Raw genomic sequence first — 13,822 nt, forward strand, 5'->3', positions numbered from 1 at the left:
TCAGGGAAAAATTTAAAGTTCAAAAAATTAGTGCAAATTCAAGGGGTTTTGTTTTTGATAATGGTGGAGATAATCTTAACTAATTGCTCTATTTCGTCTAAAAGGTTGTGTTTGGTTTGTTCCGAACCGTAGTTAATCTTAGTCAAGATCCTTAAATTAACCCTTGATTCCTTCAACTCCTTTAAAACAAGTGATGCTTTGAAACGATAATCCCTATTTGTATTGGTTCCTTGGACTTCTCCAAAGTTCAGCGCTGCGCTTCCACCCGAACGAAGCAATTGATTCCCATAATATTGTCCGGTAAAATCTGAAGGCAATCCTTTACAGAATAAAGCAATACTAGCTGCCAAAGCCACAAACCTATCCTCTAAATCAAACTTCTTATCATCCATAACCTTTATGATTTGATTTTGAGGCTGAAAATGTTTCTAAATGTACTGTTATTTCCTGTCTTTGTGTTTGAACTTCAAAATTGAGCTTGAACTTATCCTTGTACTTAAACCTTGAACTTGCACTTCTTTTTTGAACTTACTCTTAATTATGATGATATATCAGCTGCACATCCAGCTTGGCAAACCTTCGAAACATCTCCATAACACCGCAGTATTTTTCAATGGAAAGGTCTACGGCTTTTTTAAGCTTGGCTTCGTTTAAGTTGGCGCCATAAAAGTGATATTCAATCGTAACAGCATCGTAGTATTTTGGATGCTCATCAGTGAGATTGGCGATGGTTTCTATGGAAAAGTCATCTACTTCCAATTTCATTTTCTTGATCAGGGAAGCCACATCAAGGCCCGAACATCCGGCTAGACCCGATAACATAAGTGCTTTGGGCCTATAACCAGAGCCTTCGCCTCCATCATCCGGCCCTGCATCAATCTTTAAATTATGTCCTGAAGGGTTGTTGCTTTCAAAAGCCATTCCACCCAACCATTTGGTCGTGATATGATTTGTCATGAAGTCAAATTTTTGTTTCTTGTAGCTTTCAAAAATACGATTTAAAACCGCACTTATGGCATTAGTAACACCGCTTGACCCCAACCACGATATAGAAACCAAAAAACTGGCTGAATTCTTTAATGAGACCCTTGGCTTTTGCCCAAATTCTGTCTTGACCATGCAGCACCGTCCGGCCATTTCCAAGGCCTTTATCAATCTTAATAAAGCTGTTATGGCCAATGAGGGGAGAGTGACCTCGGCACTTAAACGTATGATTGCCTGGGTAAGCAGCAATGCCACCGGATGTCGCTATTGCCAGGCCCATGCTATCCGAGCTGCGGAACGCTATGGCGCTGAACAAGAGCAATTGGACAATATTTGGGAATATAGAACCCATCCCGCTTTTTCTGATGCCGAACGTGCCGCTTTGGATTTTTCATTGGCCGCCTCTCAAGTTCCCAACGCTGTGAATGCAGATATCAAAGCGCGTTTGTATGAACACTGGAACGAAGGTGAAATTGTGGAAATGCTCGGAGTGATTTCATTGTTTGGATACCTGAACCGCTGGAATGACTCCATGGGAACCTCCATTGAAGATGGAGCCGTAGAAAGCGCGGAACAATATTTGGGGAAAACTGGTTGGGAAAAAGGCAAGCATGATGGGTCTAGATACTAGATGTCAGATTTAAGACATAAGACCGCTTCGCTTTTAGATTTTTTGACACGAATTTCACCAATTTACACTAATAGCGGATGTCCGATGTCCGATGTCTGATGTCTGATGTCTGATGTCTGATGTCTGAGAGTACGATTTCTTGATTTACATCAATGTTTGTTGCCGAGTTATAACTGAACTTTGTTACAATCAAAAAACGAACAGTTATGGCAAGCTTACTAGTCACTTCGGAAAATCAAATCCAGCGGCTGAACCATATTGTAAACAAGGTAAAGGAGCTACAAACCTTGGATGTCTCGCAATTGACCACTCCTCCCCATTCAAAATCATGGAATGTCGTTGAGGTGCTAGAACATTTGAACATCGCCTATGGCATTTACATGCCCAAATTGGATGAGGCCTTTACTAAATTACCATCAGTTGACTCAGGCTCTTCAGAATTCAAGGCCAGGACATGGCAAAAGATTGTGATTGCCGGTCAACGGCCTAAAAATGGTGTGCGGAAATGGAAGATGAAAACCCTGAAACGTTTTGAACCTTTGTTGGACAAGCAGTCGTTGACACAAGAAAAAATGGACGCGGTGTTTGAAACCTTTTTTATGCGTCATGCCCATCTCAAAGAGGCCATTCTAAAGAGTAGGAACAAGGACGTATCCAAAACAAAAATTACTTCGGCCATTGGTCCCATTGTCAATTTTTATTTGCCTGAGTGTTTTGAGTTTTTACTCTGCCATTTGGAACGGCATATGGTTCAGATTGATGAGATTTTGGGGTAGCCAGTAACCTCATTAAACAGTGGCCGTTGTTAAAAGTTGATTTTTAGTTCAATAGAGCAGGCAAAATATATTCCTTTAAAATATCCCTAGGCTGGTTGCCCTTACGATTTCTGAAATTTCCGGAGGTGATGACAACAACCGATTCCAATTCCGGAAGTATAAAAATAAATTGACCGCCCGCTCCCCGGGCTTCAATGGATGCTATGGCCTTCCCCTTGACTTCATAAACATCGTGCCACCACAGATATCCATATTCATTTTTATCCTTTGTATCCTGCAATCGCATATACTTGCCAAAGGATTCATCAATCCACGCTTTTGAGATAACCTGCTTTCCTTTCCATTGTCCTTCGTTCAGGTAAAGTTGCCCAAATTTGAGTAAATCCCTAGAGGTCAAAAGCATACCTCCGCCGAAATAGGGAACAATCTCGGTGTCATCCGTCTGATTGATGTAATTGGTTATTCCCAAAGGAGCAAATAGCTTTTCATGCATATAGGTCTCAAGAGGGATTTCCAAATTTTCGTTTAAACAAACCCCTAACAAAAAAGGGTTGGCAGAACCATAATCGGCATAGGTCCCAGGCTCCTTGACCATTGGAGCCTCCAAAACGGTTTTGAGCCAGCTGTTGGGATTATTTGGGTCTTGATAATGGTTTTCCGAGGCCAGGTTGTTCACATCCATTCCAGAGCTCATGGTAAGCAAGTCCTTTATCTGTATTTTGGATTTTAACGTGCCCTTGGTGTACTGATAATCTTTGGGAATAAAATTGTACAACGTTTCATTGACACTGCCGATAAGTCCATCATCAATGGCCACTCCTATCATGGCTGAAGAGATACTCTTTGAAGCTGACCGTAGGTCGTGGGGAATATGGGCATTATGTCCGTCAAAATAGGTTTCAAATACCAGTTTGTTCTCTTTAGCGATCAAAATACTATGGGTATTGACCAACTTGTTCGCCTGGATATCCTTAATCAGCTTGAGAAGCTCATTTTTATCAATTGCGTAGTCATTTATGCTGGCGGTATCCCAGCCATCATATAATTGTTTTGGAGTGTCAGTGCTTTGAGATTGCTCCACCGCATCCGAAGTATATTCCCAACCTTCTTTGGTATGTGTTAGACGGGTCTTTGTAATCAACTCGGCTGTAAGTAAAATCTCGAGTTCAATAACACTGTCCAACAGGTTAGCTCGAAAATTAAAGCCCGTATTAGTATCCCTAAACAAGAGCGTATTCCCTTGCCGCTTAAAATCGCTTGTCCAAGTGCCCCTAAATCGTTGATCTCCGAAAAAAGGATAGGCTACAAGATCATTTCCTTCCGCAAATTCCAAATACAGCATAATGTCGTCGGACTGCAGACCATTATCAACCATAAATGCGTTCCAATCTCCGACATAGATGCCATTTTCTGTCTTGGTAAAGCTGGTGCGGTAGAGAAATTTTCCGGACTTAATAAATCCGGTAAGGGTTTGTTCATCCTGACCATACTCTAAATCAAAAAACAATTGTTCATCAACACTCAACTGCACCTTGTCTTCTATGGAGGATGCTAAGGTTTTCTCCAGAACCACTTTATCATTAGTTATGGTAAGATGGAAGGTATTGTCCTCAAGTTTCTCCAAAGCCACTTTAAAATTAAAGCTGTTTTTGTTGGGCAGGTGGCCTATCCATTCCCCTTCAACGGGTTGTACCAACTTTTGTGCGCAACTTGAAAGCACTGATAAACACAGGAATAAAATAATCAATTGATGTCTTTTCATTTTTTGAAAGATTAGAATTTCAAAAGTAGTGTGTTAGCATGCTTGGAAGCTTGTATGAAATTAACATCAGTGGTTTTTCTTGATTATTTTTCGGTAATCACTTGGACTCTTATTAAAATGGGATTTAAACACACGGTTAAAATGGCTTTGATCTGAAAATCCTACGCGATAGGCAATTTCGGTCAATGTTATCGAAGAATCCATAACAAGCGGAAGTGCCTTTTTAAGTTTCTCTTGTCTTATGTACTCCCCAAGACTCATGGAAAGGTATTTGGGTGCTGCCCTGGATATATGCACTGGATGTACGTTCAACTCATTCGACAAATGTTCAAGGGTCAAATTTGCCGTGTCATAATGTAGTATCTCTTTTAGATGATCTACCCATTCCGGATTTTTGAGTGTATTGGTTTGTTTCAATTCGCTCAACGCGTCACAAACTTGAAGCAGTAAAACTTCTACAGATACATCGCTAAAATTATCGGCTAGGAGAAATTCACGATACATATGGGCAAAAAGAAAGTGCAGTTGCGGATCTTGGATACGTTGGCTGCCTTCCCAAACGTTCAGAGAGACTCCATTTTTTGCAAGCCAATTTTTCTCAAATTCCAGATGAAAGCCACCTGCGTTCTCAGAGTGCTTCGATCCAAAATGTGGCTCTTGCCAATTGTTGAACATTAGACTGCCAGCAGGACACAAGGTTTTTACTCGGGCATTGCTATCCTTCATATTGCCTTGCAGAACATACATAAAGTACGGGTTTTCATGATAGTGCCAATCGGTTCTATCCTTTATGTACTCGTATTGGGACAATAGAATTCCACCAAATGATTTTTCTGAATCCTTTATTCCATAATACTGCCCCTTTGTCAATGTTTTCATTTGAGCTAAGCTTGTTGCTTGAACAATGGAAGTTCGTGAAATTTAATTTAGGATTCAAAATCCAATGTCATAAACCTATACTGCAAGCTAGAGCGTTCCGTAACTTAAGCTATCGACACGTTTTCCGTCCAGATATTCAATATTGTTGGTACTGGTACGGATTTTCTTCTGAATGCTTTTGAGTTCGTGCTTTGCTTCATCACTGAGTTCGACCTGAAAGTCATAAGATGTATGCACCTCATCAAAAGGGGTATCATCAGGCAAAAAAATGACCCGCCAAGCTTCATTTTTGGTTTCGGGATAGGCCAGAAACCCCTCGATAGGAAAGGAAACTTGATTCTTCTCCAAAAACCCTTTCAGTTCAACCATACCATTATTGAATTCAATGATGTCCGCCTCGTCAAAACTGTAGGTCACAATCCTAGAGTTGGGGTAATCCCTGGATTCCACATTGTTTGTGGTACTCCAGTTGGAATATTGCCGGGTGATACTTTCGGTAACCGGTAAATCTTTAAGTGATTCGGCCAAAGCCATAATACTATCTCGTTTTGAAGACCGCGCATATTCGCCAATCACACTGGCAAACCCTTTGATGGAAGCTGGATAAGCGAACTTGTTCAACGAGTCACTCATGGCAAGAATCCAGTAATGATTTGGAGCTTCTTGATAGCAAATCCAGTGGTATCGGCTTTGTAGTTGGGCGGAATCCCCTATCTGCTTCAGTTGAAACATCAAATCTTTAAATTCTTCCGATTTATCTTGAACCTCTATTCTTAAATGTTGCGCAAAGACACCCTCCGGGTTAATGATCACGTTTTTCTTTTCCGCCTGTTTTGGCAGGCATCCATAAACCAAAAGGGTAACCATTAAAAATGAGGGAATTAAAATCTGTGTGATTTTTCGAAAGAATTTAATCATGAGTCAAGGGTTGTAAACATGAACTGCAAATACGCTGCGCTCGGGTTATTTTTTTAATTCAATATCGATCAACTTTAGAATTTCGGTATTGTTTGTCCTGATCACATCCAATTCGTCAATATATTCAAAAGCCCAAAGGAAACAAGAGCTTGCATAATCTTCAAATTGAATATCTTTAAATAAGCCTTTATAATTGGAAGCATAGTTGCTACTCTTTAAGCCCGGTGTGTTTTGAACCCAAGGGTCAAGAATTCTAATGTACTTCTGTCTAAACGCTATAGTGGCCATCTGATAATTTCTTAATCTTGCGGCTTCTTCTTCCGAATCTTTTACAACGTCTTCCCAACTAAACAATAATTCTATGAGTCTATCATTATTGATCAGGTGAATCTCCCCCGATGAAATTGCTGAGCGAAGCGCTCCGTTAATTGGGTTAAAAGTCCAGGTCCAACCCAAATTTTGATAAGGTTCAACATATACTTCGTTATCCAAACCAGTTGTGTCTGCCCTTATAAGTTCCATTACGCGAGGGTAGGTGTTTTTTATTTTTTTAGTATAAAAAACCACAGTGTCCAATTGGGCTATGTTAGCGTTAAATTCTCTTTGCAGCGATTTTAAAACATTTTGTTTTTGTTTTGCATTCAGCGTATCATTTCTCCACTCATTCAATTGAATTGCAATCAAAATTCCGATGACCACAAGAATAATTTCGCCAATGGCGTACAAAAGGTACTTTGAGAATCGGTTCTCTTGGAGCAGTCCTTGACGGATATGTCTGAAAAATTTAATCATTGGTTTCCAGCTCTCTATCTATTTGGAAAATTACATCAACCATTTGCTCCTTTAGATCAAACAGATGTTGGTTATAGAAGAATTTGATTTCTATAAAATTTATCAAATCCAAAAAGATCTGATCATTTACCGATCCTTGCAAATCTTCATATTTCCAGTTTCGTTTTTCAAACGCGTACATCCATTGTAAGCGGTTTTCACTTGGTTTCAAAGTCTCATAAATACTTTCAATTCGATTATGGCGTTCATCATAAATTTCCTGGATTGACTCGAACAAGGTCCTATTTTTTATTAAGCTCGATTTTCCATCTGCAATCAATGAATTGTAATTTGCCCTTACTGGCCTAAAGGATAATCCCCGGTAGAATAGTTGTTGGGTAATGGCGGAAGAATTATCTACAAAGAAACTTTTATATTTTTCGGTATTGTAAATGTCTTTTGTGAAAACCGGTGTAACACTATGTAAAAGGCTTATTTCTTGAGAATTTTGATGCATTACACTATCCAAAAGAACAAAGTCTTTTTTGAGATCATTCTTTATTCCTGATAAATATTCGTTTCCAAGTGTATACGCTTTTCTTTCTTCATTCCAATTATTTATTTGCAGAGCAATAAGAATACCTATTACAACAAGAATTATTTCACCAATAGCATAAACAAGGTATTTACTGAAACGATTTTCAATAAGTAATTTTTGGCGGATTTTTCGAAAGAATTTGATCATGTTTTAATGGTTTAAGCATGAAGTGCAAATACCCTGTGCCTTGGTTATTTGTTAATTTCTTTTTTCTAACTCAGCGTCAATATGTTTTATTAAATCCATTGCCCTTTCATTTATTTCCATTTGATTTACTTCATTAAACCAATAGTATTGATTTTTTAGACTGCGTAAAAAATATAGAAATTCAGCATCCTTTTTTAACTCGTTAAAATCATTTGGAATCATTTCCAATTCTAATGCCGCTACGTTCTTTTTGTCAATTTCAAATTTCTCGTAATTTCCATTCCACAGCGCCTTAAATCTTGAAGGGAAAATATTTGTGCTTGCGTTTTCTATAATGGACACATACCTATTTATATCATCATTAACTATGTTGTTGGACCAAGAATAATAGCTAACAAGCTTATTTCGCAAACTATCATTGGCAATTAGATTTAAGTCGTTTGATTTGAGCGTTTCAAATACCTCGTTGTTTATTCTGGGTGTCCAGGTTTGTGTAATTCTCCCGAAATAAAATTTCAGAGAATCTTGATATGGTAAATCGTCTTCAAGGTGATTTAAAAGCACGGGGATGGCTTCTTTGGCCAACAAGTATTGTCTACTACGCCATTCATTCTCTTTTATATCCGATTTGAGGCTCGTTTTAAAATTTCGAAGAAACCTAACTTCTTCATTTTTAAGCTTTTTTTCTTCATTCCAATTATTGATCTGAAGGGCAATCAATATTCCAATGACCACCAAGACAATTTCACCAATAGCGTATTTAAGGTATTTTCCCATTTTGTTTTGGTCCAGCAAAGATTTACGAATATGACGAAAGAATTTAATCATTGTTATATTCTTTTGCATTAATCTCTTTATTTATGAGCATAAGAATTTCCCTATATTCTTTACGGACTCTTTCACCTTCATCAAATACACCAATTCTAAATAGTTTTATCACAGATAAGTGTTCAATAAATACGCGATTATTTAGCATTTCTTGAAAATACTGTAAGTGAAGGGCTTTTTCTTCATCACTTCTGTTTTTATAAGGCCGAAGTGGATTATATGGCATTTGATTAACCACAAATGGAATAATGTCATGAGTGCCGTATTTACGCGCTAGATTTTCGTCATCGATATAGTCTGCAACTATGTCCTGTATTTCAGCTAGTTTATACTTTAAGGCTTCATTAGAAATTAACTCGATTTTCCCAGAATTAATTAGTGCGTTGTAAATACCTCTTGAAGGATCAAAATTGTAGTTATAGATAGTCTTCAAAAATAGCTCGTCCAACTCCTCAATAGAATAGCTGCTATTTTTTGCATTCATGAGTTTTATTGTGGCATCCTCATTGTCTTTATGATGGTTATAAATACTATCGAATGAGATTAAGTTTTTTTCAAATTCAAGTGTCAAAGCTTTTAGTTGCCTTAACTCCTCGCTTTTTTCTTGTTGCTTTTCATTCCAATTGTTGATTTGCAACGCAATCAAAATTCCAATGACCACAAGAATAATTTCGCCAATGGCATATATCAAATATTTGCTGAATCTATTCTCAGACAGTAGTCGTTGTCGAATTTTTCGAAAGAATTTAATCATACTGTGTTTCCAATAATTTGATGATCTCTTTGGCCGAAGTGATCAAATTGCCATTATCAATGATCGATATTCTTAAATGAACCTCCTTGGTGGCCAAGTAGTTTTCCAATAATGGGTTTTGAAGCAACCCAACAAAATCTTCTTTAAGCGAAACCTGGGCTCCTTTGGGCAAGGCATAATTTCTAACTTCAAAACTCTCGTACAACCTTCGGTTGGAAATGTATTGATCTAACAAAGGTCCATACTTGGTCAGGTTGTCTTGTTGAAATATCCTTTGCTCTTCTAACATTTCTTCCACAAGTTGAGGCCACTCGATGAGTTTACGCTTGAGTTTTTCGTTTTTGATATCATTAATCAAACCGGTATTAAAAACGCCCTCGAGCAATTTAAAATCCTCATTGAACGTGAAATTGTTCAGCAGTGCAGCTAACAAACTCGTAAGCTCCTCCTTATCGACCTCACTTCCAGAATCGGAAATCACCGTATTTAATTTATCGATTTTTGCTACTGCCTGTTTTTTCTGTTCGTAGAATTCTTCCAGTTCATTGAGCCTATTTTGAAAGTCAATTTGAAGATTGGCAAAGAGCTTCCGCTGACTTTCCATCTCTTTTCTATTCTCGTTCCAAGTATTGATCTGTAGCGCGATCAAAATGCCAATGACCACCAATATGATTTCGCCAATGGCGTAAAGCAGAAATTTCGAAAATTTGTTTTCGGAGAGTAGCTTTTGGCGGATGCGCCTAAAGAATTTTATCATTAGCAGTTGGTTGGTTTTTCTAAAGATATGCTTTTTAAGCTATTAACATCTTCATAAACAGTTCTTTACTTGGCAAATAAGGGCAGGATGATGCCAAACATTTATACTGAGGCAGTGTTTTACCCCCTCCGTCCACCTTTGGTGGACACCTCCCCCTAGCCATGGGGAGGAACTTTATGTGTTATTTTTGAGAAAAATATCCTTTTGAAATGGATAATGAAGCCTTCCTTCGCCTAAAGACATTTTTTCCTCAGGTCTCTTTGACCGAACAAGAAGAAAACCATTTTAAATCGTTGTGGTCGGTAAAGACGTTTAACCAATACGATCTTATCACCGAGGCCGGAAACATTGAGCGCTATTTTTATTTTGTGCTGGAAGGTGTGCAGGCCATTTATCTTTTAAATGAAAAAGGGGAGAAAGTAGTGTTGGGGTTTTCGTATTCGGGGAATCCCTCCGGAGCATTTGATTCATTCATCAAAAAACAACCTTCGGATACTTTTCTCGAGGCTTTAAAGCCTTCCAAAATGTTGGCCATCTCCTATGAAGATTATCAAAGCTTGTTTGAAAAGCACCAAGAGTTTTATGTTTGGGGACATGAGTTTTTTCAACAAATTTTGTTTGGAAGATTGCATCGCGAAGTCGAGCTGTTGACCTTATCTGCAGAGCAGCGGTATCAAACTTTTATGCAACGTTGCCCCGACGAACTCAAGGTGATTCCACAAAAATATTTGGCGTCCTACCTCAACATGAAACCGGAAACGTTTAGTAGGTTGCGAGCCTGTACTTCTTATTGAGAATTATTGGCCGCTGAGCGAAGTCGAAGCGGCTATATTTTGTATCAGAACAGCTATAAAACAAAAAATTCTCGATACAAATTTCACCCCTAAATGGGCGAAATTCACTCGAATTGACGTAGCGCTATATTTAAAAAGACTTCTCCGCTCCTTCGACTGCGCTCAGGATGACATCCCGAAGTGACGGCTTAAATTAACAGTAATCTTATCTGTTCTTGAAGCTTCGGAATGATTTCCGTTTCAAACCAAGGATTTTTGCTCAACCAAAATCGGTTTCTTGGAGAGGGGTGCGGCAACACAAAATATTCAGGCGCATAGTTGCCATAATTTCGAACGGTTTCGGTCAAATTTTTCTCCATTCGGTTGCCCAAATAGTAGCGTTGGGAATATTGCCCGATTAGAATGGTCAATTCTATGCTTGTCAATTTTTCCAACAGTAATTTATGCCATTGCGGGGCACATTCAGGTCGTGGTGGCAGATCTCCAGACTTTCCTTTTCCAGGATAACAAAATCCCATGGGCATTTGGGCAATTTTGGTTTCGTCATAAAAGGTTTCATCTGTAACGCCCATCCATTTTCTGAGTTGTTTGCCACTTTGGTCGTCCCAAGGAATTCCAGTCTCATGTACTTTGGTTCCTGGAGCGTGACCTATAATTAGAATTTTGGCTTCGGGATGTGCCGCCACAATGGGTCTTGGACCTAATGGCAGATGTGCTGCGCACACTTCACAGTTTCGAATATCGGAGAGGAGTTGTTTCATAAAATCAAATGAAATTTACCAAAAACGAGAAACACCCCAACAAAGTGTCGGGGCATTTCGTCACACAACCTGTCATGAAAACCCTAGTTGTAGGTATTTTTCAGCTTGCTCCAATTGGTGTTGGCAGTGCTTACCAATTTTTTGTGATTGTTTTCTGCCAACCAAAGCTGCTGTGCATCCAACTCCAAATTATAGAGGTACAAAAAGTACTTGCCATCCTTCACTATGAATTTATTCGGGTCTGGTCTAAACTTGGCTCCAGCATACACTCCAAAGGCACAGAAACCGCCGTATTGGGGTAAATATTTGCTTGGGTTCTTGTCAAACGTCTTCTTTTGCTCAGCATTGGTAAAGTAATACACCACCTTGTTATGCTCAGATTTATGCTCTTTCAAGCCTTTTTGTGCAATTCCCAAATCCAAATACGATACTGGGCTGTACCCTTGCAGGGCGATGTTACTGTTGTCAATATTGTTTGCTTTTTTATCCTGCGCAAAGCCAATTGAGCTAACCGCCAAAGCAAAAAGGATCATTGTTGTTTTAATTGAATGTTTCATTGTTCTGTTTTTAATAATTGTTTGCATGTTGTTTTATAATTCTTCTGTTGTTGCACTTAGTGAGACCACGGTGAAGACCACCGCTGCATTGATCCAATAATAGTGCGCGTCCAACCCTTGAAACCCAAGGGCAAAGGGGATTACCATAAAGGCTATGGCTACTGCCAAATCGATGGTCAAATGACCCTGAAACGGAATGGTACGCAGTGCTCCCAATTTATAATCCGTTAAGGCACTTACCACCAAGACCGCCGTTCCCGTTATCACCGATATCCAGAGGGCCAAACTGTTGGTTCCACCGAGCCCGAGTAAAAAGGGCGCCAAAATCAAACCGACTCCGGCTGAATAATCGGCCACGCCGTGTAGTGTTGGAGATATACATCTGAACTTCATTACTGTGCGTTAAAGTATTCTTCCTGCACTACCTCGCCCTTGTCGTTCCAGATGCGTCGAATAATCTCGTGCCAGTAAATTTTACTGTCGTCCTTCATGTTGAAATCGAAAGTGAATTCTGATGCAGATACATTTCCATCCACAATAGTGTGGTGATGGGTAATACCGTTCACTTGGGCAATTGCTCCTGCAAAGCCTTCCATTTTTTCAACCATTTGTTGCTTGTTGGTTGTTGCGATGCCATTGTAATCCGATGTGGTCGCGTCCTCGGCGAAATATTGCTTTACCGCATCCACAATAGCTCCTTGGGCAACAATACCGTCCATTTCTGTGGCTAATGATTTAATATCCATTACTGTTATTTTTTAATGATTAAACAAATTTTAGTTTGTAATTACATTGCAAATTTCAGCACAGAATGGCCGTTATGGCCTACAAAAAAGACGCTAAGAATTGTACTTTTTGATACGGTAATCAGAGGGAGTTGTACCTGTGTAATTTTTAAAGAAGTGGGAGAAATGATTGGCTTCCTCAAAACCCAAGGCAAAGGCGATATCCTTTATTGGGGCATCTTGGGCCAGCATTTTTTTTGAAGTGAAAATCAATTCATTTCGAATCAGTTGTCCCAAGGAAGCATTCATTTTCGCCCTTGTTTTTTTGGAAAGTGCTTTTACCGAAAGGTTCATTTTGTCCGCGTAAAAACCAAGGGAGCGCTGCTCGGTATGATGCGCCTTCAAAAGTTCAATGAGATTTTGGGCAAAGGTGTCCCTATTTTCATAGTCAAAGTCATTACGAAACTGGGATGGGGTTATTCCTGTCGTATTCTTAAAGACCCTATTGAAATACGCTGGGTCTTTATAGCCAGCCTCATAAGCAACCTCTTGAATACTCTTATCCGTAAACGCGATTTTCTTCTTGCCCTCCATCAACCTTTTGTTGGATATCAAATTTTTGATGGATAACCCAATTTTATCCTTCACCAAAGCTTGGGCCTCATACCCCTTTTCGGTCATTAACTGGGTAAGGTCATTATGGTTGAAATTGCCGTAGTAGTTTTCATCAATGATATCCTTGACATCAAAAATAATTTGATATTCTTGCTTGCTGGCCTTGAACGGATTTTGCCAATACCACTGCTTTGATGAAATATCGATAATTTCGGAAGTATGCTCTGAAAATACGGTGTTGGACAGGTATCTTTTACATTCCTCACATTCATTAAAGTTGATGTATCCCAACGAAATCAAATGCTTAAAGAGTACACGAACTTCCTTCTTTTCAAAAATGGTCTTGTTGGGGAATTCTATTTTTTGAACGACAAAATCATCTGAAAAGAACTTGATGTACTGCCCCTTTTCCAAATAGATGGCCTTGTCTTGCCAATCATTGTAATTTTTGAAATCGACCTGAATGGTTCCTGAGCCTGAAATAATATGAAGTAGCGTATACTTGTTTATGAAGTACACCTTGTTTATCTCGGGATGTAGCTTTTCTACCACTTTGGCTTCTGGT

Annotated in this window: 18 protein-coding genes; 3 read left to right on the forward strand and 15 right to left on the reverse strand. The window is 39.0% G+C overall.

What is annotated here, in order from left to right; all coding sequences use genetic code 11:
• Positions 1–38 precede the first annotated feature (38 nt).
• Both ACULLH_RS01050 and ACULLH_RS01055 read right to left on the reverse strand, forming a co-directional pair.
• Positions 39–392, reverse strand: coding sequence for a four helix bundle protein (locus ACULLH_RS01050; protein ID WP_454086867.1), 354 nt, complete (start codon positions 390–392; stop codon positions 39–41).
• Positions 393–534: 142 nt separating this feature from the next.
• Positions 535–957 (reverse strand): OsmC family protein, encoded by a 423-nt coding sequence (locus ACULLH_RS01055; RefSeq protein ID WP_454086868.1) that lies wholly within the window; start codon positions 955–957, stop codon positions 535–537.
• Between the two features lie 55 nt (positions 958–1,012).
• Between ACULLH_RS01055 and ACULLH_RS01060 the strand changes: the two genes are divergently transcribed.
• Both ACULLH_RS01060 and ACULLH_RS01065 read left to right on the forward strand, forming a co-directional pair.
• Positions 1,013–1,615: a carboxymuconolactone decarboxylase family protein gene (locus tag ACULLH_RS01060; RefSeq protein WP_454086869.1), complete on the forward strand. Its 603-nt coding sequence runs from the start codon at positions 1,013–1,015 to the stop codon at positions 1,613–1,615.
• A gap of 206 nt (positions 1,616–1,821) precedes the next feature.
• On the forward strand, positions 1,822–2,391 hold the full coding sequence (locus tag ACULLH_RS01065; RefSeq protein ID WP_454086870.1) for a DinB family protein: 570 nt from the start codon (positions 1,822–1,824) through the stop codon (positions 2,389–2,391).
• Positions 2,392–2,434: 43 nt separating this feature from the next.
• Here the strand turns inward: ACULLH_RS01065 and ACULLH_RS01070 are convergent, their stop codons facing one another.
• The 8 genes from ACULLH_RS01070 to ACULLH_RS01105 form a co-directional block, all read right to left on the reverse strand.
• The gene (locus tag ACULLH_RS01070; protein ID WP_454086871.1) at positions 2,435–4,153 is read right to left on the reverse strand and encodes a serine hydrolase; all 1,719 of its coding nucleotides are present in this window, start codon (positions 4,151–4,153) and stop codon (positions 2,435–2,437) included.
• A 66-nt stretch (positions 4,154–4,219) separates the two neighbouring features.
• Positions 4,220–5,032, reverse strand: coding sequence for a helix-turn-helix transcriptional regulator (locus ACULLH_RS01075; RefSeq protein WP_454086872.1), 813 nt, complete (start codon positions 5,030–5,032; stop codon positions 4,220–4,222).
• Between the two features lie 87 nt (positions 5,033–5,119).
• Positions 5,120–5,950: a hypothetical protein gene (locus ACULLH_RS01080; protein ID WP_454086873.1), complete on the reverse strand. Its 831-nt coding sequence runs from the start codon at positions 5,948–5,950 to the stop codon at positions 5,120–5,122.
• A gap of 45 nt (positions 5,951–5,995) precedes the next feature.
• Positions 5,996–6,742, reverse strand: coding sequence for a DUF6090 family protein (locus ACULLH_RS01085; RefSeq protein ID WP_454086874.1), 747 nt, complete (start codon positions 6,740–6,742; stop codon positions 5,996–5,998).
• Positions 6,735–7,466: a DUF6090 family protein gene (locus tag ACULLH_RS01090; protein ID WP_454086875.1), complete on the reverse strand. Its 732-nt coding sequence runs from the start codon at positions 7,464–7,466 to the stop codon at positions 6,735–6,737. Before ACULLH_RS01090 ends, ACULLH_RS01085 begins: the two co-directional genes overlap by 8 nt.
• 51 nt (positions 7,467–7,517) lie before the next feature.
• Complete coding sequence (locus ACULLH_RS01095) at positions 7,518–8,312, reverse strand: DUF6090 family protein (protein WP_454086876.1); 795 nt, start codon at positions 8,310–8,312, stop codon at positions 7,518–7,520.
• Positions 8,287–9,048, reverse strand: coding sequence for a DUF6090 family protein (locus ACULLH_RS01100; RefSeq protein ID WP_454086877.1), 762 nt, complete (start codon positions 9,046–9,048; stop codon positions 8,287–8,289). The genes ACULLH_RS01095 and ACULLH_RS01100 overlap by 26 nt, the downstream gene beginning before the upstream one ends.
• Positions 9,041–9,805, reverse strand: a complete 765-nt coding sequence (locus ACULLH_RS01105; RefSeq protein WP_454086878.1) for a DUF6090 family protein — start codon at positions 9,803–9,805, stop codon at positions 9,041–9,043. The genes ACULLH_RS01100 and ACULLH_RS01105 overlap by 8 nt, the downstream gene beginning before the upstream one ends.
• A gap of 209 nt (positions 9,806–10,014) precedes the next feature.
• Between ACULLH_RS01105 and ACULLH_RS01110 the strand changes: the two genes are divergently transcribed.
• Positions 10,015–10,599 (forward strand): Crp/Fnr family transcriptional regulator, encoded by a 585-nt coding sequence (locus tag ACULLH_RS01110; RefSeq protein WP_454086879.1) that lies wholly within the window; start codon positions 10,015–10,017, stop codon positions 10,597–10,599.
• A 188-nt stretch (positions 10,600–10,787) separates the two neighbouring features.
• Here ACULLH_RS01110 and ACULLH_RS01115 read toward each other — a convergent pair whose 3' ends face one another.
• From ACULLH_RS01115 to ACULLH_RS01135, 5 genes are all read right to left on the reverse strand, one after another.
• Positions 10,788–11,360: a uracil-DNA glycosylase family protein gene (locus ACULLH_RS01115; protein WP_454086880.1), complete on the reverse strand. Its 573-nt coding sequence runs from the start codon at positions 11,358–11,360 to the stop codon at positions 10,788–10,790.
• 83 nt (positions 11,361–11,443) lie between these two features.
• Positions 11,444–11,917: a YHS domain-containing (seleno)protein gene (locus ACULLH_RS01120; protein WP_454086881.1), complete on the reverse strand. Its 474-nt coding sequence runs from the start codon at positions 11,915–11,917 to the stop codon at positions 11,444–11,446.
• A gap of 33 nt (positions 11,918–11,950) precedes the next feature.
• Positions 11,951–12,310 carry an SPW repeat domain-containing protein gene (locus ACULLH_RS01125; RefSeq protein WP_454086882.1) on the reverse strand — a complete coding sequence of 120 codons (360 nt, stop codon included), beginning with the start codon at positions 12,308–12,310 and terminating at the stop codon, positions 11,951–11,953.
• Positions 12,310–12,663, reverse strand: coding sequence for a hypothetical protein (locus ACULLH_RS01130; protein ID WP_454086883.1), 354 nt, complete (start codon positions 12,661–12,663; stop codon positions 12,310–12,312). The genes ACULLH_RS01125 and ACULLH_RS01130 overlap by 1 nt, the downstream gene beginning before the upstream one ends.
• Positions 12,664–12,756: 93 nt before the next feature.
• Positions 12,757–13,809: a helix-turn-helix domain-containing protein gene (locus tag ACULLH_RS01135; protein ID WP_454086884.1), complete on the reverse strand. Its 1,053-nt coding sequence runs from the start codon at positions 13,807–13,809 to the stop codon at positions 12,757–12,759.
• Positions 13,810–13,822: the final 13 nt, after the last annotated feature.

Source organism: Flagellimonas sp. 2504JD4-2, assembly GCF_053642935.1.